Source organism: Bacillus niameyensis, from assembly GCF_001375535.1.
GTDB lineage: Bacteria > Bacillota > Bacilli > Bacillales > Bacillaceae_C > Lederbergia > Lederbergia niameyensis.
In genome coordinates this window covers 1397330-1419169 of record NZ_LN831197.1, presented here as the reverse complement: position 1 = coordinate 1419169, position 21840 = coordinate 1397330, and the positions used below count along the sequence as shown (strand labels likewise).

The following is a 21840-nucleotide window of genomic DNA, read 5'->3' as shown; positions in this document are numbered from 1 at the left end:
CAAACATTGATAGAAAGATATCTTTTGCGGATAGGATCCAACATTTGAAATACTGGGAAGTGCTGAGCTCAAAATAAGAGTGACTTTTTATAATCAATGATTAGGGCTATCCACTGTTGGATAGCTTATTTTCTGTCTTGAAAGAAAATTTTTTATTCAATTTTAAATAAAACTGTTGCTATTTTGAAAATTATGGAATACAATGAACGAAATCATTAAACCTATTAGATTAGTAGGAATTGTACGAAAGGGGAGTTGAAATAAATGCCATTAACAGAACATCAAACCATTTTAGAATCAATTTTTATTGAACTGGAAGATAACCTTGAGGAGGTTATTAACTGGAGAAGATATATGCATCAGCATCCAGAGCTTTCATTTCATGAGGTGAAAACTGCTAAGTATATTGAGAAGAAACTAGTAAGCTTTGGTTTTGATGTAAAAACGAATATCGGAGGACACGGACTAGTCGCAATTTTAACGGGTGGCCAATCGGGCAAAACGATTGCTCTAAGGGCAGATTTTGATGCTCTTCCAATTGAAGACGAAAAAGACACACCTTACAAATCGTTAAACCCCGGTGTAATGCATGCATGTGGACATGATGGGCATACCGCAGCGTTATTAGGGACTGCTAAAGTATTAAGTAAATATCGGGAAAATATAAAAGGTAACATCGTTTTTGTTTTCCAACCAGCAGAAGAAACTCCACCTGGAGGAGCAAAGTTTATGATTGAAGAAGGAATTTTAGATGGTGTTGATTACGTATTTGGCGCTCATCTAGCATCCGGAATTCCATTAGGGAAAGTTGCTGTTGGACAGGGATTTACTTCAGCTGCCGTTGATAAATTCGAAATAATCGTAAAAGGAAAAGGCGGACACGGTGCGAGACCTCATGATACTATCGATTCGATCGTAATTGGCAGTGATATCGTTAACGCATTACAAAAAATTGTTAGCCGGAAAGTTAATCCGTTAAAATCAGCTGTTGTCACAATCGGAGTGTTCCAAGCTGGCGGTGCGTTCAATATTATTGCTGACACTGCAAGACTGGAAGGAACTGTCCGTACATTTGACGAAGATGTCAGAAAACAAGTGAAAGATAATATTTATTCTATTGTCAAAGGAATTACGGAAGGCTTTGGGGCGGAATTTTCGATCGATTATCTGCTCGGCTATCCAGCACTTTATAATCACCCTAAAGAATCAGAAACTGTCAAAGGAATTTTTGAGGAAGTTTTTACTGAATCCTCTGTGATTGAACTAGAACCAGGAATGGGCGCGGAAGATTTTGCCTATTTCTTACAGGAAAAACCAGGAACTTTCTTTAATGTTGGGGCTCGGAATGATAATGAAAGTACGCATTTTCCACATCATCACCCGAAGTTTGATTTTGACGAGCAAGCGTTATTAAATATTGAAAAATCGTTCGTGACCATCGTTTCACATTATTTATTTTGATTATAAAACCAAGTTTACTCATAAGAATAATGCAAAAACCGTTGTAATGTAAAAAGGAAAAGGGGAAAGATTGATGAAATTATTAAAATTCACTTCATTTTTAAGTATGATCTTGCTTAGTGTTGTCCTTGCCGCTTGTGCTGCAGATACAAGTTCCAATGGTAGTGAAAAAGATAAAGGATCTGGTACTGGCAGTAAATCTGAGTCAGATACTGTGGAAGATACACAAATAAAAGCTGAAAATCCTAGTACTTCTCCAAAGCTGGCTATTGATCGCGGGAATACAGTCGTTGTTGGATTACAAGAGCCAGGCGGAGTGTTCACACCTTTCTTTAATACAAGTGGATATGATGGGAATGTCCAATCTGTTATGTTTCCACCTTTAGTTGATATTAATGAAGCTGGTGAGCCGGTTCCAGGACTTGCAGAAAAATGGGATGTATCGGATGACGGTTTAACTTATACTTATCACTTACGCGATGGGCTATTGTTTGATGATGGAACTCCACTTACAGCTGACGATGTGGAATTCACCTTAACATTGCTACACGATCCTAGTTATCCAGGTGGCACTGATATTACAGAAGCAAAAGTTGTTGGTGGTTTAGATTATAAAAATGGTAATGCAGAAAGTATTTCTGGAATTAACGTAATTGATGAGAAAACGATTGAAATTACAACAGAACAAGTCAATGCTCGCTCACTAAGACTCCTTGGTGGAGTTGTCTTGAAGAAGGATTATTACGGAAAAGACTATAAAAAAGGAAACTTGGATTATATTAACGCATTACATTTAAAACCAGTAGGAGCGGGCCCGTTCCGTTTCGTTGACTATTTGCCTGGTCAAGAGATTCGCTACGAGGCTAACGAATATTACTTTGGTGGAAAACCGGAAGTGGATCAATTTATTTATAAGACAACAGAAGGGGATTCCATACAATTCTTCCAAACTGGTGAACTAGATTATAGTGGATTTACAGCTAGCCAAGATAATTTTGAGTTTTTACAAGGATTAGGTTTTGCCAACATTAATATTTATACATCATCTGCTTACAGCTATATTTCTTTTAATCACGAAAAAGAAATATTTAAAGATCCAAAAGTTCGTCAAGCCTTCATTTATGGATTGGATCGGAAAACAATCGTAGATACTTTCTATCAAGGTTATGGTGAGGTAGCTAATATTCCGGTATCTCCAGCATCATGGGCCTATACGAATGAGATTGGCAGCACAGATTACGATCCTGAAAAAGCAAAACAATTACTAGAAGAAGCTGGGTGGACAGAAGGATCAGATGGAATTCGTGAAAAGGACGGGAAAAAGCTTGTAGTCTATTATTTCACACGTGCTGGAGGAATTAGCGATACATTGATTCCAATTGCTAAAGAAAACTATAAGGAAATCGGTATTGATTTTCAGGTTGAACAAATGGACTTCAATGCTTTGCTTGCCCGTGTAGAAAATGGAGATCATGATCTTGCTTCTTTCTCAACTCCAATGTTGACGGATCCATACAATGGAATCGATAGTTTTCAAACGAAGGCAAATGACTCGATCATAAAAGGGTTTGGAAATGAAAAAATCGATGAATTAATTAATGCGACAATTGCGACAAATGATCAAAATGAACGAGTTACTGCCTTTCATGAATTATATAAAGCTTTAGATGAGGATCCACCATTGATTTTGCTATCCTATACAAAAGTATTAAGTGGGACGAATGCTCGGGTGGAAGGCTTTGAACCAAATGGATATCGGGGCATCTCATCTAGCCTAAAGAATTTGAAAATAGTGGATGTGAACGAGTAAAAGATTCGTAGATTAGGCATCATGATTGCTTGACGGAAAAATAGTTAAGGCGTATCCAGATGCAGAATTTGGATACGCCTAATTGTATGAAGATTCCGTGAATGGAACACAGCGAAACATAATGAATGATCCTACCTTTATAAAATTGGGGGAGATGTAAGCTTGAAAGGTTATGTATTTAAAAGATTAATATATTTAATTCCAACACTCATTGGAGCGTCCATTCTTATTTTTTTCTTATATTCCCTTGTTCCTGGGAATTTCGTAGATTCAGACCCCAACTTGACTGCCGAACGGAAGGCTGAACTCTATGCTTTGTATGGCTTTGATCAACCAGGGATCAAAAGATATTTCATTTGGGTCGGAAATTTATTACAAGGAGATTTAGGTTATTCTTTACAATTCCAACGGCCAGTTGTAGAGGTTCTGGGAAATTATATATGGAGTTCTTTCATTGTAGCCTTAGCTTCACTAGTTCTGACATGGATTATTGCTGTCATTGTTGGTGTAGTCTCTGCAACACGTCAATATTCCATATTTGATTCTTTAGCTACTGTCCTTGTTTTTGCTGGAATGGCGACACCGTCATTTTTCCTTGGTTTGATTTTGATTAAGTTTTTTGCTGTCGATCTCGGTTGGTTCCCAGCAGGAGGGATGATTACAACCGGTAGTGATTACAGCGGATGGGAATATTTTAAAGATATTGCTGAGCATATGATTCTACCAGTTATGGTATTAACGATGCTCGGGATTGGTGGACTCGCCCGTTATTTCCGGACTAATATGCTTGAGGTTATAAAGCAAGACTTCGTCCGAACTGCACGGGCAAAAGGATTGAAGGAGAAAGCAGTTGTATATAAGCATGCCCTTAGGAACGCACTACTTCCAGCCATTACATTATTTGCCTTTGAGTTGCCGGCCCTTTTCAGTGGTGCGATTATTACCGAACAAATCTTCAATTGGCCAGGAATCGGTGCAATTTACATGCAGGCGTTTACGGTTCGAGATTATCCGTTATTAATGGGCTTTACAATGTTCATTGCGCTTCTTACAGTTATAAGCAATTTAATAGCTGACTTGCTGTATGGTGTTGCAGATCCGCGGGTGCGATTGAAATAGAAAGTTTGCGGGAAGGGATGGCTTAGGAAAGTCAGTAAGGAGTTGAATCGGATGGAAAATCCTTCAGTGATGACGGTTAGTCAAAATAGAGTAAAGCGAGAAAGGAAATCTTCCTTATGGAGGCAAGTTTTTCAGCGTTTATTCAAAAAGAAAATCGCCCTATTCGGATTAGGGTTTCTAATATTTATATTTTTGTTTTCATTTATTGGCCCATTTTTATCACCTTATACAACGGCTGGGGTGGATACAAGCAACATCAAACAACCTCCAAGTAGCGCTCATTGGCTAGGGACGGATAGTTTAGGACGTGATGTATTAACACGACTAATGCTTGCTGGGAGAATTTCTTTAACAGTAGGACTTGGAGCTATGGTCATGTCAGTAACAATCGGGGCATTACTCGGAACATTAGCCGGCTTTTATAAAGGAATAGTTGATCAAATTGTAATGAGAACAGCTGATATTTTAATGACACTTCCGGGACTCCCTTTGTTGTTCATTATGGCTGCAGTTATGTCAGAGTGGAAGGTTCCAGCAGAACAAAGATTATATATAGTTATGTTAATGCTTAGTCTTGTTGGATGGCCGGGTCTCGCTCGACTAGTCCGCAGTCAAATACTCAGTCTTCGGGAGCGGGAATTTATTCAAGCTACTGAAGCGCTAGGCCTTCGCGATCGCAGAAAGTTGTTAAATCATTTATTGCCTAATACCGTTCCCTTATTGATTGTTGCAGGGACACTAAGTGTAGGTAGTGCTATTCTTAGTGAATCTGTCCTTAGTTATTTTGGATTAGGTGTAGTCCCGCCAACTGCTTCATGGGGGAATATGATCAATGCAGCTAATTCCTTGATTGATTTTCAAAAACGCCCATGGCTTTGGATTCCACCAGGTGTCGCAATCTTTTTGACAGTAATTAGTATCAATTTACTAGGCGATGGGTTGCGCGATGCCATCGATCCAAATATGAAAAGGAGGTAATCAGTGTGTCGAATGAGCCAATATTACAAGTAAATCATTTACTCACACAATTTCACACTGATGCAGGAAATGTGAAGGCTGTAAATGATGTCAGCTTTGAAATAAAGAACGGGCAAACGGTATGCCTTGTTGGAGAGTCAGGCTGCGGGAAAAGTGCAACAGCAATGTCTATCATGGGCTTGATTGATCCTGCGTCAGGGGAAGTTTCAAGTGGAGAGATTATCTTTGAAGGAAAAGATCTTCTAAAGATGAAAAAAGGTGACTTGCGCAGAGCACGTGGAAATGATTTTGCCATGATCTTTCAGGAACCAATGACATCACTTAATCCGGTTTTAACAATTGGTGAACAAATTATTGAACCGTTGATGGAACATAAAGCTTTATCGAAAAAGCAAGCGAAAGAAAAGGCGATTGAATTGATTGAGTTAGTTGGAATTGGTCGAAGTCGTGAAATCTATGCTTCTTATCCACATCAGTTGAGTGGTGGAATGTTACAGAGAATCATGATTGCGATCGCTCTGTCTTGTGATCCTAAGTTGCTAATAGCAGACGAACCAACTACAGCACTTGATGTAACGATTCAGGCTCAAATATTAGATTTGTTAAGAACGTTAAAAGAAGAGCGGAATATGGCCATGTTGCTAATTACACATGATTTGGGTGTTGTTGCGGAGGTAGCCGACTATGTGATTGTCATGTATGCTGGAAAAGTGATTGAACATGCATCGGTCGTTGAGCTCTTTGCTAATCCAAAACATCCTTATACGAAGGGATTGCTTCAAGCAAAGCCTGTCATCAATCAACGAAAAGAAAAACTTTATACAATACCAGGTCAAGTGCCAAACTTGATTGAGTTGCAACCTTCTTGTTATTTTAGTGACCGCTGTGATCAGTGCATGAGTATTTGCAAAGAGAAAAATCCTTTAATGAAACAATTGGATAATGGTCATCAGGTTGCGTGTTGGTTGTATGAACAAGAGGTGAGCGTATGAGTGAGGCAGTACCTTTAATTGAAGTAAATCAGTTGAAAAAATATTATGGGGAACCAAGCAATATTTTTAAGAGAAATCCCGAAGTTGTGCAAGCTGTTGATGGAGTTAGCTTTACGATCAAAAAAGGGGAAACTTTTGGTCTCGTTGGAGAATCAGGAAGTGGAAAAAGTACAATCGGACGAACACTTTTACGGCTGACTTCCATTACCTCAGGGGAGGTGCTTTATAAGGGACAGAATCTCCATACTTTGTCAAAAAAAGAAATGAGAAGTTTGCGCCCGAAGCTCCAATTTATTTTTCAGGACCCATACAGTTCGTTAAATCCTCGGATTAGAATTGGGGACGCCATTGCTGAAGCTTTACTGGATCATGGACTCGCCAGTAAAAATGAGGTGAGGGAGAAAGTACTGGAAGTATTAGAAATTTGTGGTCTTGCCCCTTATCATTATGATCGTTTTCCACATGAATTTAGCGGTGGACAACGTCAACGGATCGGAATTGGCCGGGCAATTGTTTTAAATCCAGATTTTATAGTTGCTGATGAGCCTGTTTCAGCATTGGATGTATCAATTCAGGCTCAAATCATTAACTTATTTAGTGAACTACAACAAGAAAAAGATATTACAATGTTATTTATCTCACATGATCTTAGTGTTGTAGAGCATCTTTGTTCAACAATTGGTGTCCTTTATCTCGGGACGATGATGGAGCTTGCGAGTCGAGATAGGCTCTATGGAAACCCTCTTCATCCTTATACTAAGGCTTTACTTTCCGCTGTGCCAATTCCTGACCCAACGTTGAAAAGGGAGCGGATTATTATAAAGGGAGATATCCCGAATCCAGCCAATCCTCCAAAAGGATGTAAATTTCATACACGTTGTCCGTTTGCACAAGAAGTTTGCCGCAAGCAAATTCCTGAATTTAGAGAGGTGGAGGCAGGCCATTTTGTAGCCTGTCACTTTGTAGAATAAGAGGCGAAACAGAGCGTTTGTATATTTCTCAGATATCTGAACATTAAAAAAGGGAGCTTTTGTCTTAGACAAAAACTCCCTTTCTTAATCTGAAAAATGCCCTTTTTAACTCAATTCAATTCGAACTATTTTCTTATGTTGCTCGGCTGATTTCATCTCGAAAATAGTACAGTTTTTGGAAAGCATCTGTTTGAGTACAGCTAATTGTGAATTTTCTATTTGCAACTCAGAAATGCCTTTATCGGTTACAAGGTAATCACGATCTTCGACGATATCGAATTTTAGCCGCAATAAGTTTTGTAAGCCACGGATAGTAACAAATTTTATGGAATATCCTTGCAAAACAATCGATTTAAAAGCATTTTGATCTTGATCGGCAAGTTTAATTAATTCATTAAAATCAAAATGTTCACTTACATTTTTCCAGGGGCTAATATCCCTATTGTTAATTTGAGTAAGTAGTTGTTCATTTGTAATACCTTTACTACGCAGGGTTTCAATCATATAAGCAGCAGGCAGCGTAATCTTGTTCAATTCCATTTAGAAATCCCCCAACTATTTTAAATATCTGTAATTGATCCTATTAGTATTATCCTAAAATATTAGATTGAAAGCCAATCAAATTACTTATATTATAGGGAGAATTTATCCTAAATTACGACTTCTGTTTATCTGCATCTAAATGAAGTCCGTAAACGCATTGCTCCATACATGAGGGAGGCATGTCGACCATCTGGGGTAGGACGGGACATCTTTGGACGGAGACAATCCATGAAAGCGAAATCGCAAATACATGGATCAATGTTGCGACGAAGACAAAGATCATGTCTCATGCAACAAGCATCAACATCATTTATCGGAGCACCAGGACCACTACAGCCTGGGCCGCACCAGTTATATCCAGGAAAAATACAGCGGGATTGTGTTCTCCTTGAGATTCCCTTTCTATACAACATGAGCACCTCCAAAAAAGTACTTTATATAAAATATGAGAAAACTTATGAATGGAGATGGCAAAAGCCTTTTCTTAGTAAAATGACATTGTGGTACAATAGGGCAGGCTGCATCTGCGTTATTCGACAAAACTCGGGGAGTGCCAGGCACCGTATTTAGGGGGAGTAAAGTGAACAAGAGATCGATTTTATTTTTATTAATATTAGCAATTATTACAATATCTTTTGCTGCGGTTTTTGTGAAATGGTCAGAAGCTCCGGCGACGATAATTAGTATGTATCGGATGTATTTTGCCAGTATTTTATTGTTGCCGTTCGTGATAAAGAAAAGGGGCGAATTTAAGAGGATATCTAAAAAAAGCTGGGTTTTGTTAGCTACTTCCGGTATATTCCTAGCTGCTCATTTTGCTCTCTGGTTTGGCTCTCTAAAATTAACAACAGTAGCTAGTTCAACAATTATACTTGCACTGCAACCGATCGTAGCTCTAGTCGGAGGATTTCTAGTTTATAAAGAAAGGACATCTTACCGTACATTAATATTGATTGGAATAGCTATTTTTGGTGTCGCATTGGTAGGATGGGGCGATTTTGGAACGGATAAGGCGATTATTATAGGGGATATCTTATCATTTTTAAGCGTCATTGCAGTTGTTCATTATTTATTAATTGGACAAAGTGTAGTAAAAAAAGTTTCTCATTGGATTTATAGCTTTTGTGTCTTCTTCTTTGCGGGGGTATCATTGACGATTTACAATCTTTTGATTAACGTTGAGCTTGTTGGTTACGGTGCTCGTGAATGGGGGATATTTCTGTTGCTAGCGATCTTTCCTACTGTTGCCCATGTGATCTTTAATCTACTGTTAAACTATGTAAACACAACAACAATTTCAATGTGTGTTTTAGGAGAACCAGTGGGTGCTACGATTCTAGCTGCTTTATTATTAAATGAACAGGTTTCAGGTTTGCAAATAATAGGAGGTCTCTTTGCGCTACTTGGCGTTTTTTTGTTTTTAATGCAGAGAAAATACAATGTTACTTAATTTTCGACAAAATCCGGGGTGTGCCAGGCACGGAAAAAGGCTATCGCTTACAACTAAGAGATAGCCATTCCATTATATTGGCACTTAACTAATCTTTTCATCAATTTTTTATTTTGAATCCCAAAGTATTGATGTAATTCCTCGTAAAGATGAAATAATTGGTCGTATTGAGCAACATTTATAGGATTAGGCTTTACTATATTGAATAAAGGTTGTTTCATTTTAGTAACTGCATCACAGACTCGTTCATACTCACCACTAGCAACCGCTCCGAGTATTGCTGCGCCAACAGCCGGCGCATAGTCACTGTCTGAGACATGTATGGGTTTATTTAAAATATCCGCATAAATTTGAAGGAGTAAGGCATTTTTTTTAGGTATACCTCCACAAGCAAAAACCTCGTAAACTTCCAACTGAGCATATTCATACGAATTCATGATCATTTTTGTTCCAAAGGCAGTTGCTTCTATATAAGCCCTATAAATGTCCTCGATCTTCGTATGAAGGGTCAAACCAATAAGAATACCGGATAAATCGCTGTTACTTAAAGGAGAGCGGTTTCCATTGTGCCAATCTAGGGCAATCAGGCCTGTTTCTCCAATGCCTTTTTGAGAAGCTTTTATTTCTAGTAAATCAAAAATAGAAATCTGTTGTCGCTCTGCTTCAGATACATATTCTTTTGGAACTTGCTTATTAACCCATTCAAATAAATCACCTACAGCTGATTGGCCTGCCTCATACGCATATAATCCTGGTATAATAGCATCCTTTACACTTCCAGATATACCTTGGATTTTACTTTGCTTATCATGTAACATAAGGTGACAAGTTGATGTGCCCATCACCATCGTAAACTGATTTGGCTTGACAGCACCAATTCCTAACAACGCTGCATGGGCATCGATGATTGCAGGAGCAACAGGCATGTTAGCTCGTAGCCCCAGTAATTCACTCATATTATCTGTTAAATTTCCAGCGCTTTGACCTACTTTAACTAATTCGCCATCAAATTTCTCTTTAATTATCATCGATAAATCTTCATCAATTTTTTCAAAAAAGTCGAAATCAAAGCCATTTTCTTCATTCCAAAATGATTTAAACCCCCTTGCACAATTACTGCGCACATTTTTACCTAACAACAACGATACGACCCAATCTCCAGCTTCCATGATGTACGCAGCTTCTTTTAAAATGTCAGGTGCCTTATTCTTTAATTCCAGGATTTTTGGAATCATCCATTCACTGCTAACATTAAAGCCATATGTTCCAAGATAGCGATTTAAGTCTAAATGAGCTACATCTAAAATTCGATCTGTCTCTTCTTTTGCACCATGATGTTTCCATAGTTTGACATAGGCATGGGGGTTATTTTTATATTTATCGTTCCAACTTAAAGGAGTGAAATCCTGATCTGTTACAATCATCGTCGAGGAGGTAAAGCCTATTCCGATACCTACAATTTCCTGCGGATCCACCTTGGCGTCGTAAATAGCTTCAGGTACACCTTTTTTTAAAACATCTAAATAGTCAATTGAGTTTTGTAAAGAATAATCAGCAGGAATTTTTTGAGTATCAAAGTTTTCTTCAATTACACCATGTTTATAAGGGCATACACTCATTCCTACTACTTCTCCTGTATGAATATTGACAATTAAAACTCTTCCGGAGGCAGTTCCAAAGTCAATTCCGATTGAATAATTCAATTCATGCATTCCTCCCAGTGATCACTTATAAAATTCATGGTAAACTGAAATGAAGGAATAATCAATTAATTATTGAGGAATTAGGAGCGCTAAACATGTACATAGCAAGTCAAAAAGAAATGCAGTTAATGGATCAGTATACAATGGAGAAAATTGGTCTCCCTGGTGTTGTGTTAATGGAAAATGCAGGAACACAAGTTGTGAATGAAATAATAGCAGACTTACCCAATCAAAATCCACGAGTTTTAATACTTGCAGGTAGTGGAAATAATGGCGGAGATGGGTTTGTGATTGCTAGGAGGCTATTTGATCTTGGGTTAGATCCTCTGCTTTGTTTATTGGTTAATCCAAACCGAATAAAAGGCGACGCAAAAGTACATTTTGAAGTTTATCAGAATCGAGGATTGCCGATTTTTTATTTTCAGGATCGTAAGTTTGAAAAATTACAGTCCTTACTGGATCATGCTGATATCATTGTCGATGCAATATTAGGGACAGGTGTCAAAGGACGAGTTAAGGAGCCCGTTGATCAAGTGATTACATCGGTGAACGGATTTGCAGGAAAGAAAATGATCATATCCGTTGATATACCATCAGGTGTTTCAAGTGATGATGGAAAGGTAGAAGGAGTAGCTATACAAGCAACAAAAACTATTAGTTTTGTTTTTCCAAAGAGAGGATTTTTCCTTAATGATGGACCGAATTATATAGGGGAATGGAAAGTTGTAGATATTTCCGTACCCTCATCTATTGTCAAAGATTTAGATTTAAAGATGCCGCAGTTGATAACGGATTCGTTTGTAAAATCCTCATTACCTATACGACCGCCATCCGGACATAAAGGAACATTTGGGCATGTTCTCGTTATAGGCGGATCACGATCTTATGTAGGTGCGCCAATTTTTACAGCTAAGGCAGCTTTTAATAGTGGAGCAGGACTTATCACTTTAGCGGTTCCAGAAAGTATTTATCCGATCGCAGCTAGTCAAAGTCCAGAATCATTATTATTACCATTAGCTGAAAAAAACGGCCATTTTTCTGAAACGGCCATTTCTGAACTATCAGAAAGACTCCATCAATTTGATAGTATAGCTATTGGCCCCGGAATTTCTCGTTTTTCAGGGGGAGAACAGTGGATTAAATTACTTTTTCAATCTCTTGGTCAGCAGTCTATCGTCATAGATGCGGATGCGTTATATTTGCTAAGAAATCATATGGATATAATTAGAGAGTATAAAGGAAATATTGTTTTTACCCCACATCCTGGAGAGATGGCTACTTTATTAAATATGACTGTAAGGGAAGTAGAAGAAAGGCGCTTGGAAATTGCTGAGAATTTTGCCAAGGACCATAAGATCTATTTACTTTTAAAAGGTCATCGGTCGATAATTGCTACTCCGAATGGAGACGTTTTTATCAATCCCCATGGCCATGATGCACTTGGAAAAGGCGGGAGTGGTGATGTGTTAACTGGGATGGTCGCATCGTTTTTGGCTCAAGGCGCGACGCCGAGAAACGCGGTAATTTCAGCAACATATTTACATGCTAGAGCTGGAGAGGAAAAAGCAACGACCTTGTCCCATTATGGAGTGACCCCATTCGATTTAATAGAGGGTGTAAGGGAGCAATTAAACATTATTTTATAGCAATAACCCTAGGTGCATGTCTTTTTGTGATTGTAAATCAATAATCTTTCTAGAAAAGCTTCGTGGCAGATTCAAATCAAAAAGGGGACTAAAAGTGCCATAAGAACTTTCAGTGGTCTCGAACTTCCCTCATAGCATTTCTGATTATATAAAATGTAAGTCCCCATTAGGTCACGAAATTTTTTCTTGAACACATTTTTTAAATATGCTATTATTCTACTATAATAATTACCTTTAATGCGGTCCTGTGAGGCCGAAAAGGACGATTATATAGGTGATATTTGTATATCTATGTAAACTCAAGCCCTTTTCGTCCTTTAAGACGGAAGGGTATTTTTTATGGTCATGTTAAGCATCTCTTTTAATCATGTCCTGTGAGGCTTGAAAAGAGAATGGAGTAGTTTGATTCCATTCCCATACATCAAGAATGTCTTAACGAGAAAATGGTATTGGAGGATGGAACAGATGGAATATCGTAAAAAAACAGTTGTTGCTTCGGTAGCGGGCCTAACTTTGGAAGGCATGGATGTTATGTTCATCTCTTTTGCAATGTCCATGATGGTAGCTAGTTTTCACATTGATCTTGCAACAGGAGGGCTTATTTCTTCGGTCACCAATTTTGGCATGCTAATTGGCGGAGTCATTTTTGGAATTTTAGCAGACAAGTTTGGACGTGTTCGGGTTTTTACTTATAGTATTATCTTTTTTGCAATCGGCACGGCTTTAACTGGACTGGCTACAAATATTGAACAAGTATATCTGTTTAGATTTATTGCTGGTCTTGGTGCGGGCGGAGAGTATGGAATTGGTATGGCTCTTGTTGCAGAGGCATGGCCAAAGAACAAACAAGGAAGAGTTTCTTCCTATGTAAGTGTAGGTGCTCAATACGGCGTTATTCTAGCTGCACTTCTTAGTGCGATCATTCTACCAACCTTAGGATGGAGAGCATTATTTTTCGTAGGAATCGTCCCGGTCGTTTTTGCATTTATTGTTCGAAGAAATTTAGATGAGTCTCCTGAATGGCTGGCTGCTCAAAAGGAGAAAGCAGTAACAAGTAAGAAAGAAAGCAAACTAGGGCATTTGTTTGCAACTCCTAGAACATCGATGACCACTATTGCATTAGCTATCATGGCAACTGTACAAATTGCTGGTTATAACGGACTAATGATTTGGCTTCCTTCCATGTTACAAAAATCGCAAGGACTCTCGGTATCCAGTTCTGCTTTATGGACAATTAGTACAGCAATTGGAATGATCATCGGAATGCTGACATTCGGACAATTCATGGATCGGTTTGGAGCAAAACGATCTTTTGGGATCTTTTTAATAGCCTCAGCAAGTGCAGTGTTTCTATATTCCTTTGCAACAGGTAGTGCTGGTGTCTTAATTGGTGGAGCGATTGTTGGCTTTTTCTCCAACGGAATGTTTGCTGGGTATGGAGCTTTGATTAGTAGTTTTTATCCAGTCCATGTCCGAAGCACGGCTACAAATACAATCTTTAACTTTGGGCGAGCTATAGGCGGACTCTCACCAATTCTCGTTGGTTTCCTTCTGCAAAATTATAATATGACAGTTGCAATGATATATCTGGCTACCTTATATTGCCTATCCTTTATAGTGATGCTAAGTCTTAAAGAAAGTTCAGTCCTGCTTGAAAAAGAAATGGATGCCGAGGGAAATATTTTACAAGAACCTTTATATTCTCAAGGAAAATGACTAGAAATAGTACTCCTGGTAATCTTTGCCTATAAATATTTTTTCTCTTGTTCAACAAGTTCAAAATATGAGTTAATAAAGTTGTCGGACCGATAGAATATCGGAAAGGGGGCTGATTATTTTGATCAATCGCAGTGGGGTGATTTCCGCCTAAGCGGAAATGACAAACGGAGGCCGCATTTTTTGTGGCCTCTTTATTATCATTTTATATGCATTATATTTAATATGTTTCCACAAAATTCTTCAAAACATGAACAGCTTGTACACAATCATTTAATGAAGACCATTCCGCTGGGGTATGACTAATACCGTCTTTGCTTTGAACAAAAATCATAGCTACAGGGAGATGACGTCCCATGATCATGGCATCATGTCCTGCACCACTTGGAAGGTAATAGGGCTTGATTTGACTTGCTTGAACAGATGCAAGTAATTTTTGCTGCATTTCTTCCTTAATTGGAACAGGTTCTACTCGCAACGTTTCCTTAAAACTAAAATCGACAGTTTTGTTTAGACTGATCTCTTCTGCTCTTTTAATAACTAAATCAACTAATTCATTTCTCGTGTCCTTACGGATATCACGAATATCTACTGTTAATTTCACTTGACCAGGAATGACGTTTACACCATTTGGGTAGACGTGTAATTTTCCGACTGTCGCAACTGCTGAGGAACTAACCTGTGGGGGTAACGATGGTAGTTCGGCAATAAATTGACTAGCTGCTACGAGCGCATCTCTTCGGTCGTCCATAGGTGTATTTCCAGCATGACCAGCAGACCCGGAAAAGGTCATCTCCAACCAACTAGGACCTGCAATTCCAGTCACAATTCCGATTGGAATGTCTTCTTTTTCGAGTCGTTTTCCCTGTTCAATATGGACTTCAATAAAAGCTTCAATCTCAGATAAGTCTCTTTTAGCAGATAAAAGTGAATCAATAGAGAGCCCAATATTATTTAATACCGTATCAAATGATTCACCGAATATATCAACTTGGTGTATAAGTTCCTCTTTTTTTAATTCACCAATCATAGACATACTCCCATTTAACCCCCCGTTAAATCGCGTTCCTTCCTCATCTGTAAAAACAATCACCTCATAAGGTCTTTCAGGAATGTACTCACTTTCCTTCCAGGCTTCAACTACTTCAAGTGCGGTAATAACACCTAAAGGTCCATCAAAATGTCCTCCATTCGGGACACTATCAACATGTGATCCAGAAAGAATGGCTAGCAAATGTGCTTGTTTACCGGGAAGGCGGCCAATAACATTTCCTGCACCATCCACTTTGACATTTAGGCCTGCTTCTTCCATCCATTTTATAATTAATTGTTTGGCTGCTTTTTCTTCTTCAGAAAATCCGAGTCGATAAGACCCTTGCTCTTCGGTAAGTCCTATTTTAGATAAGGCAGAAAGTCTATAAGCCAACCGATGCCCATTTACCCCATTGCAATCTAAGCTTTGATCGTAATCCCTTATTAGTTTCTCATATAATGCATTATCGTTTGTCAAAAGAGACACCTCCCATAACGAAATGGATATCAATAGTAAAAATATAACACTTATTCGAGCTTTTGGAAAAATTTGTTTAACAAGAAAGCATTTTGATTGTGAAGGTTTATTATATTTTCAAATACCAATTTTCTTCTAAGACAAGGTTAATAGATTTTCAGGCATCTATCGAACTAGCTAAGCATGGATTAAGTTCATAACTTTTAAAAATGTAATTTATTTTATCGAAAATTATCCTACATTAGCTCCAAAGCTCCCAACGATGGGCCCCTACATTCGCAAAAATCTGAATAGAATAGTTCAATTTTATTCTTTTGTTACCAGAATATTGAGTAAGTTGAGAAAATGTATAGTTTTGAGTGGTAAAATTTATTGTATTGCTGTGTATGGGGGATGGGAGAAAATGGAGAAGGTGTTAAATGAGGACAGTAGTTCGATTGAAATCCCAAGATTAGATAGTGAATGGAGAAACCTTTTGTTGGAAGCTAAAAGCATTGGCTTAACTGTTAAGGAAGTGCGTGCTTTTTTTCAAGGAAAGAAAGAATAAATTCAGCTATAGGTCGATCTAGTTAGGTGGACAGGATTTATGTATAGCTGATAAAACAGTATGTGGTCGTATATACTTTTGAACATAATTTGTTTTCTATCACTAAATTCGGTCGTAGAAAAATAGCCTGAGGTAAAGAGTGCCTTTCTTTACCTCAGTTTTTTTCGCCGATGATCGGGCGGTCCATTAGCCGTTCATCCTAATTAAATATGTTTGTACGTCGATAAGCAATGCGCTTCCGCCTTTCGTTGTCTAGCTTCAGCGCATATCGACTAGCAAACTTCTACGCTTCCTCCTACGATAAGTCAACATCGGCTCATTCTTCGCCGTGTTTCCTTTATCTCGTCAGAAGCTAGGAAGTTTGTACGTCGATAAGCAATGCGCTTCCGCCTTTCGTAATTCCCACACATGATTTTTGTAGATTGCGAATAACTATAAGCAAGGGGACAAGGTGATTTGTAAATAAAGGTCATGGATTATACAACATGTAGGGGAGTGGAGTTAGGATGATTCAGGGGATTTTAGAATTGTTTACGACCGTTGAAAAAGCTGAGGCGATGTTAGAGAATTCCATAATCGAAGTTATCTTTTGGGCCTTGTTCATTATTTTCGCGGTTACACTCGTTGCACATTTGCTTTTATTTTTGAAGCTGAAAAGATTACGCAATTATTTAAAAGAGGCAAATAATCTTGAGATGGAACCTTTTCGTTCTTTTAAAAAACAGTTTGAGCAAAAACAACAAACGGAACAGGTCAAAGTGGAGACGTTTGTTCAGGAGCGGTTTTCAAATTGGCGTTTATTTAATATGCCTATTGTTAGTTTAATCAAGCTTATTCAAATGACTGTCTCGATCTTTATCTTGCTAGGTGTGTTGGGGACATTTATTGGGTTAACGATTTCACTCGGGAATATTCAAACTGTAGAAGATCAACTCGTTGAAAATATAACAGGAGTATTATCAGGAATTGATGTTGCATTTTATACAAGTATTGTCGGAATGAGCTTTTCCTTAGTTATGACAATTTTACTAAAGGCTTTAAATACGGAGTATATGCTAACCGATATTATGTTAATGGTTGAAACCCAATTAGAGGGTGATGAGCAAAATGGAATGGGTCAATTAATTAAAGTATCCGAAATGATTAATCAATCCATTATTGGTCTCCAAAAAACAAATCAGCAATCTTTACAAAGTATCGAAAAAGCATTTACAGGCTTTCAGGAATATACGACAGGACTGCAACAATCAGCGAAGGACTTAGCAGCTTTTAATGAGGGACTTTCCAGTAATCTGGCTGATTTTCAAGAACTATTTCACCAAATGAATTCCGTAACAGAAGGTTTTAGTGCAGGGACAAATCAGCTTAATAAAAATTTCGATTCGTTATTTTCATATTTCAAAAAAACAGATAGAAGAAATGAACGAATGGCGATAGCGTTTGAACAGACGTTGGAAAAAACACAAGAGGTCTCCAAGGCGCAAATTAAGACACTTGCTGGCTTTGAAGATTCTGTCAATGATATTAAAAATTACACTTCATCCCTATTAGAAGAACAAGCTGTCATTCATAGCTCATTTGAAAAAACAACACAAAAAAATCATGAGTTAGTCGATAAGATGGATGCGCATAATCGTGAATTCAAACAGGTATTTGGTTCGGATTTAGGTGGGAAATTATCAGCTATAACAAATCAGTTAGGGAAACTTTCAAACGACTTTGATAAGCTTGGACAGTCCATTATCCAATTACCAGACGCTCTCGAAGTTATTAATGAAACACAACAAGAGTATAAACACTTATTATCTGATCGTTTCCGCGAGTTAAAGGAATTTAATCAAACTTTCAGCCATCATTTAAAAGAGCACTCAACTCAATCGGCGACATTTGAAAAACATATGTTGGAAACAGCAAGAACTTATGAACAATTCGGTTCGAAAAATAATCAGCTAATAGCAGAAATTGACTCGATACTTTCTCGAATGAATCAAACCTTTGGCCAACGTGAGCACCAGATCGAAGCAAATGTAGGAATTTTAAAAGAAACACTTGCTAATTATGTATCCAGTTTAGAGGGGACACTTGGTGATAAACTTGAGAAAGTCGTAAGAAATATCGATAATACAACACATGGAATGAAGCGCGAGTTCACAGAAATTCGACGTGGAACAGAGGAGATACAACAAAATAGTTACAGAGCGATTCAACAGCTTTTACAAGAATTAGCTCATGAGTTTCAAACATTGAATCGACAGTTGAATTCTGTAACTGCCCGCAGTCAACAGCCAATCCAAGTGGGCAGTGGTATGGGAATGAGACATAATGACTACTAAATACCAAAGGCTGTTTAAAAATGAGCAGGAAGAAGCCCATTTCTGGCCATCCTTTACGGATTTATTGACAACGATTTTACTTTGTTTCATTTTGCTTTTTATAATTATGATGGTAATCAAATCGTTGCAAATAAAAGAAATGAAAGAAACGATCGATCAAATTATGGGAGTGCGATCTGAGCTTGTGAATGGACTTAAGGAAGAATTTAACGATCCTGCATATGGGATTGAGGTCGATGAAAAGACAGGTGCAATTATTTTTAACACAGAAATTTTATTTGCCTATGATCGTGCAGAACTAAAGCCAGATTCACTTGAGTTTTTAGATGAATTCGTACCAAAATACTTAGATGTCTTATTAAAAAGCGGTTATGAAGAATACATTGCCGAAATTATTATTGAGGGTCATACAGATCGAGATGGAAGCTATCTTTATAATTTAAAACTCGCTCAAGATCGTGCTTATAGTGTTGCTGCCTATATTCTTAGTGATGATTTCCCGTATAAACAAATACAGCAGCACATGGAGGAAAAGTTAACAGTTAACAGTAAATCGTATACTGATTTTCGGACAGATGAAAATGGGGAATATAGTCCGGATGATTCACGTAGAGTAGAATTCAAGTTTCGTTTAAAAGATGAAGAAATTTTAAATAAAACGAGAGAGTTGTTAGGGAGATAAACCTATTTGTTTTATAACGCACAATACGACAATTTTCCATGGTATAATGAAATGTGTATATCTTAAATAGCTACCAAAATGGGGGGGAGGAGAATATGAGCGAAGCACTATTACGGGAAATTTTACAGGAAATTGGCGGTTTGAAGTCTGAAATTACCGGAATGAAGTCTGAAGTTACTGAAATGAAGTCTGAAATCACCGGAATGAAAACAGAGATTACTGGAATAAAAACAGAGATTGCTGGAATGAAATCAGAAATCACTGGAATGAAATCAGAAATCACTGGAATGAAAACAGAGATTACTGAAATGAAAACAGAAATTTCCGAGATCAATAAAAGACTTGATAGGTTGGAACTAGAACAAGATCAAATTAAGATCGCTGTTTTTGAAACGAACGATAGTGTAAAACAATTAAAAAATATTCAAGAAAGCCAACAGGAAATTATTGAATTACTTTCGGTCCGCTCCATACAACAAGAAGCCACTTTGAAACGAATAAAATAACTTACCACAATTAAACTTCATTTATCCTTATTTAAATGCCTGGCGTTATGGCGGTTTGTCGAATTGGCGAATCAAATTAACCCCAGGCATTTGTTCAATTGACTACTTTGTGAATTTGAAGGAATAACAAGCTTCCGGATCTGAAAAAAGTTCTATTGAAAAGTATTAGTAAATTAAAATCTATTTTTTTGATTGCGAGTATGGTATCTTATAAAACGAGAGAACTGTTAGGGGAGGTATTTATAAACAATGACAAGGCCAAAGCGAGAATTGAATAACGGCCCTAATATCCAAAAGGAAAAATTGATAGTTTCGAAAATGATTCGCTTGTATTGTAAAAAGAAGCATCACTATGGAATGATTTGTGAAGAATGTCACGAACTGGAAAGCTATGCTTTAAAAAGATTATCATTCTGTCTTTTTGGTGAGGAAAAAACGGCATGCTCCAACTGTAAAATTCATTGCTACAAGCCTGTTTATCGTGAACAAATAAAAAAAGTTATGCGTTCAGCAGGTCCATGGATGATTCTATGGCACCCTATCTATTCTGTTAAACATTTATTAAACAAGTAAAAGTATATCTATTTATAATCCTTTTGTTCAAAAAAATGTCTTTATAAATTCCCAAATTTGTAACAAGCTAGCATCACATACTCAAATAGATCGTGTATGATAATAGTACGATATAGTGTTGATACTTATTCAACGCGTCATAGATTGTTCACTTATTCACTAGGGGTTGTTTTATGTGAGATTGTTCATATGTTCACGTAGATCCTTTTAATTATCAATGTGAATCAGTTCACAGATAGTTCTAAGTTTTGTCATAGATTGTTCACTTATTCACTAAGAGGAGGAAAGAAAATGGAAGAAGTTATACTTGCTAGGATTCAATTTGCTTCGACAACGCTTTTCCACTTTATTTTTGTCCCATTGTCCATTGGTTTAGTATTCATTATTGCGATTATGCAAACAATGTATGTCATTAAGAAGCAAGAATTGTATTTAAAAATGACTAAGTTTTGGGGAACCTTTTTCCTCATTAACTTTGCGGTTGGAGTTGTAACAGGAATTATTCAAGAATTTCAATTTGGAATGAACTGGTCTAGTTACTCACGTTTTGTCGGAGATGTTTTTGGTGCTCCGTTAGCTATTGAAGCGTTACTTGCCTTTTTTATTGAGTCGACATTTATAGGACTTTGGATATTTGGTTGGAATCGACTTCCCAAAAAATTACATTTAGCTTGTATTTGGCTTGTTTCGATTGGGACAATTTTATCGGCTCTCTGGATATTAGCAGCAAACTCTTTTATGCAAAATCCAGTCGGTTACACAATCCAAAATGGCCGTGCGGAAATGACTGATTTTGTTGCGCTTATGACGAATCCGAAGTTATGGGTCGCTTTCCCACATACGATTTTTGGAAGCTTTGCTACAGGTGCTTTCTTTATTGCGGGTGTGAGCGCATGGTATTTAATTAAGAAAAAAGATATGGAGATTTTCAAACGCTCGTTAGCTATTTCTCTAGTTATAGGTTTAGTGGCGGGTATGGGCATTGCTTTTTCTGGTCATTCACAGGCGAAATATTTAATGGCAGCACAACCGATGAAAATGGCTGCTTCTGAGGGGCTATGGGAAGATAGCGGTGATCCAGCGGCATGGACATTATTTGCTGATATCGATACAAAAGAAAAAGTAAGTACGAAGAAAATTGAAATTCCATATTTATTAAGTTATTTGTCCTATGGCGAATTTAAAGGACAAGTGGACGGGATGAAAACATTACAAGCCAAACTTGTTGAAAAACATGGAGAAGGAAATTATATCCCGCCAGTGAAAACAACGTTTTGGAGCTTCCGAATAATGGCGGGAA

Annotated in this window: 19 protein-coding genes; 15 read left to right on the top strand and 4 right to left on the bottom strand. The window is 37.6% G+C overall.

All coding sequences use genetic code 11. The annotated features are described in order from the left end of the window. The first annotated feature begins 264 nt into the window (after positions 1-264). The 6 genes from BN1243_RS07005 to BN1243_RS06980 all read left to right on the top strand — a co-directional run bounded on the left by BN1243_RS07005 (position 265) and on the right by BN1243_RS06980 (position 7331). Complete coding sequence (locus BN1243_RS07005) at positions 265-1461, top strand: M20 metallopeptidase family protein (protein ID WP_154669816.1); 1197 nt, start codon at positions 265-267, stop codon at positions 1459-1461. A gap of 73 nt (positions 1462-1534) precedes the next feature. Further along, positions 1535-3271 (top strand): ABC transporter substrate-binding protein, encoded by a 1737-nt coding sequence (locus tag BN1243_RS07000; RefSeq protein WP_062105481.1) that lies wholly within the window; start codon positions 1535-1537, stop codon positions 3269-3271. A 162-nt stretch (positions 3272-3433) separates the two neighbouring features. After that, positions 3434-4390 carry an ABC transporter permease gene (locus tag BN1243_RS06995; RefSeq protein ID WP_062105480.1) on the top strand — a complete coding sequence of 319 codons (957 nt, stop codon included), beginning with the start codon at positions 3434-3436 and terminating at the stop codon, positions 4388-4390. A gap of 51 nt (positions 4391-4441) precedes the next feature. Next, entirely contained in the window at positions 4442-5368 is a 927-nt protein-coding gene (opp4C, locus tag BN1243_RS06990) for an oligopeptide ABC transporter permease (protein WP_062105479.1), read from the top strand. A 5-nt stretch (positions 5369-5373) separates the two neighbouring features. Further along, positions 5374-6360, top strand: coding sequence for an ABC transporter ATP-binding protein (locus BN1243_RS06985; protein WP_062105478.1), 987 nt, complete (start codon positions 5374-5376; stop codon positions 6358-6360). Next, positions 6357-7331: an ABC transporter ATP-binding protein gene (locus BN1243_RS06980; RefSeq protein WP_062105477.1), complete on the top strand. Its 975-nt coding sequence runs from the start codon at positions 6357-6359 to the stop codon at positions 7329-7331. The genes BN1243_RS06985 and BN1243_RS06980 overlap by 4 nt, the downstream gene beginning before the upstream one ends. Before the next feature lie 105 nt (positions 7332-7436). On the opposite strand, the gene BN1243_RS06975 is transcribed toward BN1243_RS06980, so the two are convergent. Together BN1243_RS06975 and BN1243_RS22490 are read right to left on the bottom strand one after the other, a co-directional pair. Then, positions 7437-7871, bottom strand: coding sequence for a hypothetical protein (locus tag BN1243_RS06975; RefSeq protein WP_062105476.1), 435 nt, complete (start codon positions 7869-7871; stop codon positions 7437-7439). A 128-nt stretch (positions 7872-7999) separates the two neighbouring features. Beyond that, entirely contained in the window at positions 8000-8287 is a 288-nt protein-coding gene (locus tag BN1243_RS22490) for a phospholipase (RefSeq protein ID WP_084781839.1), read from the bottom strand. 167 nt (positions 8288-8454) lie between these two features. Here BN1243_RS22490 and BN1243_RS06965 point away from each other — a divergent pair, with 167 nt between their 5' ends. Then, positions 8455-9324, top strand: a complete 870-nt coding sequence (locus tag BN1243_RS06965) for a DMT family transporter (protein ID WP_062105474.1) — start codon at positions 8455-8457, stop codon at positions 9322-9324. A 53-nt stretch (positions 9325-9377) separates the two neighbouring features. Here BN1243_RS06965 and BN1243_RS06960 read toward each other — a convergent pair whose 3' ends face one another. Further along, the gene (locus BN1243_RS06960) at positions 9378-11027 is read right to left on the bottom strand and encodes a ribulokinase (protein WP_062105473.1); all 1650 of its coding nucleotides are present in this window, start codon (positions 11025-11027) and stop codon (positions 9378-9380) included. Positions 11028-11122: 95 nt separating this feature from the next. On the opposite strand from BN1243_RS06960, the gene BN1243_RS06955 reads away from it, so the two are divergent. Continuing rightward, entirely contained in the window at positions 11123-12673 is a 1551-nt protein-coding gene (locus tag BN1243_RS06955; protein WP_062105472.1) for a bifunctional ADP-dependent NAD(P)H-hydrate dehydratase/NAD(P)H-hydrate epimerase, read from the top strand. Positions 12674-13138: 465 nt separating this feature from the next. Beyond that, positions 13139-14389 carry an MFS transporter gene (locus tag BN1243_RS06950; protein WP_062105471.1) on the top strand — a complete coding sequence of 417 codons (1251 nt, stop codon included), beginning with the start codon at positions 13139-13141 and terminating at the stop codon, positions 14387-14389. A gap of 220 nt (positions 14390-14609) precedes the next feature. On the opposite strand, the gene BN1243_RS06945 is transcribed toward BN1243_RS06950, so the two are convergent. After that, entirely contained in the window at positions 14610-15899 is a 1290-nt protein-coding gene (locus BN1243_RS06945; protein ID WP_154669815.1) for a M20 family metallo-hydrolase, read from the bottom strand. Between the two features lie 403 nt (positions 15900-16302). On the opposite strand from BN1243_RS06945, the gene BN1243_RS22005 reads away from it, so the two are divergent. The 6 genes from BN1243_RS22005 to BN1243_RS06920 form a co-directional block, all read left to right on the top strand. Then, positions 16303-16446 (top strand): anti-repressor SinI family protein, encoded by a 144-nt coding sequence (locus BN1243_RS22005; protein ID WP_154669814.1) that lies wholly within the window; start codon positions 16303-16305, stop codon positions 16444-16446. Between the two features lie 506 nt (positions 16447-16952). After that, on the top strand, positions 16953-18779 hold the full coding sequence (locus tag BN1243_RS06940; protein ID WP_062105469.1) for a MotA/TolQ/ExbB proton channel family protein: 1827 nt from the start codon (positions 16953-16955) through the stop codon (positions 18777-18779). Continuing rightward, positions 18769-19461 (top strand): OmpA family protein, encoded by a 693-nt coding sequence (locus BN1243_RS06935; RefSeq protein WP_062105468.1) that lies wholly within the window; start codon positions 18769-18771, stop codon positions 19459-19461. The genes BN1243_RS06940 and BN1243_RS06935 overlap by 11 nt, the downstream gene beginning before the upstream one ends. 95 nt (positions 19462-19556) lie before the next feature. Beyond that, the gene (locus BN1243_RS06930) at positions 19557-19967 is read left to right on the top strand and encodes a coiled-coil domain-containing protein (RefSeq protein WP_062105467.1); all 411 of its coding nucleotides are present in this window, start codon (positions 19557-19559) and stop codon (positions 19965-19967) included. 249 nt (positions 19968-20216) lie between these two features. After that, entirely contained in the window at positions 20217-20540 is a 324-nt protein-coding gene (locus BN1243_RS06925) for a nitrous oxide-stimulated promoter family protein (protein WP_062105466.1), read from the top strand. A gap of 291 nt (positions 20541-20831) precedes the next feature. Beyond that, on the top strand, positions 20832-21840 hold a 1009-nt coding region (locus BN1243_RS06920; protein ID WP_062105465.1), incomplete at its 3' end, for a cytochrome ubiquinol oxidase subunit I.

Excerpts from the sequence above, each read along its gene's own strand:
- BN1243_RS07005 (WP_154669816.1), top strand. The coding sequence starts at position 265 with ATGCCATTAACAGAACATCAAACCATTTTAGAATCAATTTTTATTGAA.
- BN1243_RS07000 (WP_062105481.1), top strand. The coding sequence starts at position 1,535 with ATGAAATTATTAAAATTCACTTCATTTTTAAGTATGATCTTGCTTAGT.
- opp4C (WP_062105479.1), top strand. The coding sequence starts at position 4,442 with ATGGAAAATCCTTCAGTGATGACGGTTAGTCAAAATAGAGTAAAGCGA.
- BN1243_RS06980 (WP_062105477.1), top strand. The coding sequence starts at position 6,357 with ATGAGTGAGGCAGTACCTTTAATTGAAGTAAATCAGTTGAAAAAATAT.
- BN1243_RS06975 (WP_062105476.1), bottom strand. The coding sequence starts at position 7,871 with ATGGAATTGAACAAGATTACGCTGCCTGCTGCTTATATGATTGAAACC.
- BN1243_RS22490 (WP_084781839.1), bottom strand. The coding sequence starts at position 8,287 with ATGTTGTATAGAAAGGGAATCTCAAGGAGAACACAATCCCGCTGTATT.
- BN1243_RS06955 (WP_062105472.1), top strand. The coding sequence starts at position 11,123 with ATGTACATAGCAAGTCAAAAAGAAATGCAGTTAATGGATCAGTATACA.
- BN1243_RS06950 (WP_062105471.1), top strand. The coding sequence starts at position 13,139 with ATGGAATATCGTAAAAAAACAGTTGTTGCTTCGGTAGCGGGCCTAACT.
- BN1243_RS22005 (WP_154669814.1), top strand. The coding sequence starts at position 16,303 with ATGGAGAAGGTGTTAAATGAGGACAGTAGTTCGATTGAAATCCCAAGA.
- BN1243_RS06940 (WP_062105469.1), top strand. The coding sequence starts at position 16,953 with ATGATTCAGGGGATTTTAGAATTGTTTACGACCGTTGAAAAAGCTGAG.
- BN1243_RS06935 (WP_062105468.1), top strand. The coding sequence starts at position 18,769 with ATGACTACTAAATACCAAAGGCTGTTTAAAAATGAGCAGGAAGAAGCC.
- BN1243_RS06930 (WP_062105467.1), top strand. The coding sequence starts at position 19,557 with ATGAGCGAAGCACTATTACGGGAAATTTTACAGGAAATTGGCGGTTTG.
- BN1243_RS06925 (WP_062105466.1), top strand. The coding sequence starts at position 20,217 with ATGACAAGGCCAAAGCGAGAATTGAATAACGGCCCTAATATCCAAAAG.